Raw genomic sequence first — 2,291 nt, 5'->3', positions numbered from 1 at the left:
ACCGTCGAGCCGGTAGGCTTGATATATTCGCCGTGCCGCCTGATTAGGATGACGAGGAAATCCTCCGGCAGCTCGAGCTCGGCTAAAATTTTATCGATCAGCACGCAGCCGTGATCCACGGTGTATTGGCGCAGCGTGCGATAAAAGATCGGCATATTCGAATTGGGCTCCGCGCTCTCCGGCTCCGGCGGCTCGCGCACGCCGCATCTATCCGCGGCGCGCTCCAGGCTCATTCCCTGTATCAGCACCGAGATTAGGACCATAAAAAAGACGGTGTTAAAGATAAGCCCCGCGTGCTTGATCCCTGCGGCATACGGATAGGTCGCAAGCACGATAGGTACGACGCCGCGAAGCCCCACCCATGAGATAAAGACCTTCTCTTTCTTGCTGTATTTAGAGAACGCGAGCGATATGAATACTCCCAAAGGTCGCGCGACAAACATCAGCCACAGCGCCGTTACGAAGCCCATAAGCGCGACGGCGGGCAGCTCGGACGGGAAAACCAAAAGCCCTAGCGTGATAAAAACCGTGATCTGCATCGTCCACGCTATGCCGTCGTGAAAGCCGATGAGGTTTTTCTTGTGAGCGAATTCTCGCTTGTTGACGAACATTCCCGCGACGTAAACGGCGATGTAGCCGTTGCCGCCCAGCTTCATACACAGCGTAAAAAGCAGCGCCACCCACGCCATCGAAAACACCGGATACAATCCCCAATGCTCTAGCCTTAGTCTATTGAAAATAGACGGCAGCGCCCTGCCGAAGGCGTATCCCATAAGCCCGCCGATAAAAAATTGCTTGATTAGCAGCGTCAGCATATCGATCGCACTAGGGCTTTGATTTAGCGAGATGATCTGGATGATCGTGACGGTCAAAAAGATCGCCATCGGGTCGTTGCTGCCCGATTCGAGCTCGAGCAGCGGGCCGAGATTGTTTTTCAGCGAAATTCCCTTTGCGCGCAGTATCGCAAAGACCGCCGCAGCGTCGGTCGAGGAGATGATGGCGCCCAAAAGCAGCGCTTCAAGCCAGCTGAAGCCGAGCAGAATTTTAACAAAAACCGCCGTCGCGCATGCGGTGACCACCACTCCGAGCGTCGCTAAGATGATGCCGCTAGCCATTACCGGGCGGATCGATTTTAAATTCGTATCAAGTCCGCCCGCGTATAAAATATAAATAAGCGCGATCATACCGACGTCTTGAGTGATGCGGTGGCTCGTAAAATCGATGCGCAAAAGCCCGTCCGAGCCCGCGAGCATCCCCACGGCTAAAAATATGATGAGCGAAGGAAGTCCGAATTTGCCCGAGATCTTGTTAAGCACGATGCTTGCGATGAGTAAGATCGCGGCGAAGAGTAGAAATTTTTCCAAAAAGCGCTCCATAATTTTTTCAAGATTATAGCGGGTTTTCCCCATTTTTAGGCGGGTTTTTGCGATAAAATTTTATTAAACGAGCAGGAGACGAAATTTTAAATTTACTCCATTTAAACGAAGCCCGATAATAAGAGCCGCACGAGTCGTAAAATTTTATTTTAAAGCTCGGTTGCGCCTGGGTTTTAAAATTTTTATGATCCGATAAATCGGCTAAATTTTGCCGAGAAATTTTTACAGATTCGTTTAGGGCGGCAAATCGAGATTGAAATTTTACGGCGCCGAGTCGGTTCGGTGCGCCGAGTTTTTGTTAAAATTTAGAGGCGCAAGCCCGCGTTTACGAGTTTTGCACGCGAAATCTCGGTTTAAATTTATCGCGGCGGATTGCGGTTAAAATTTGATATCTGAAACTCGATTCGGTTTTAAATTTAATCGCTACCTGCGCTTGTTTCGGTATCGATGGGTGGGGCATTGCAGCATAAATTTAATGCTTGCGGCGTCGCGGTTGAGATTTTGGGCGGTGCGGCATCTGTTTGCTTCCCGCAGAATACGGGCGCTGCTAACGCTATGGTGAAATTTAGAGCGCTGCTGCGCCCTCGGGTTTAAATTTAATCGCCGCTTGCGTCTATCCTGCGCGCGGCATGGACGGATGGTTTAAATTTAATCGGCTCTATCGCGACTTGGCGCCAAGCGTTAAAATTTTTACGATCTTTTAAATTTCGCCGTGCTGCCTTATAGGGCGGTACCTTTGGCGGGCGTGAAAAGCCCCTGCATATCGATGCCTTCGAGCTTCAGCAGCTTGATTTTTCTATCGATGCCGCCTGCATAGCCCGTGAGGTTGCCGTGCGCGCCTATGACGCGGTGGCAGGGGATGATGATCGAGATTTCGTTGTGCCCTACGGCGCCGCCCACGGCTTGCGCGGACAT

The 2,291-nt window shown here is 51.2% G+C and carries 2 protein-coding genes; both read right to left on the bottom strand.

The annotated features are described in order from the left end of the window. A partial coding sequence (locus tag Q0236_RS05295) for a potassium/proton antiporter (RefSeq protein WP_297915808.1) occupies nt 1–1,364 on the bottom strand: 1,364 nt, incomplete at its 3' end. Nucleotides 1,365–2,096: 732 nt separating this feature from the next. Then, the coding region (locus Q0236_RS05290; RefSeq protein WP_297915806.1) for a methylated-DNA--[protein]-cysteine S-methyltransferase at nt 2,097–2,291 on the bottom strand (195 nt) is incomplete at its 5' end.

The organism is uncultured Campylobacter sp., from assembly GCF_938031315.1.
Lineage (GTDB): Bacteria > Campylobacterota > Campylobacteria > Campylobacterales > Campylobacteraceae > Campylobacter_B.
This window is presented reverse-complemented; position numbering and strand designations above follow the sequence as displayed.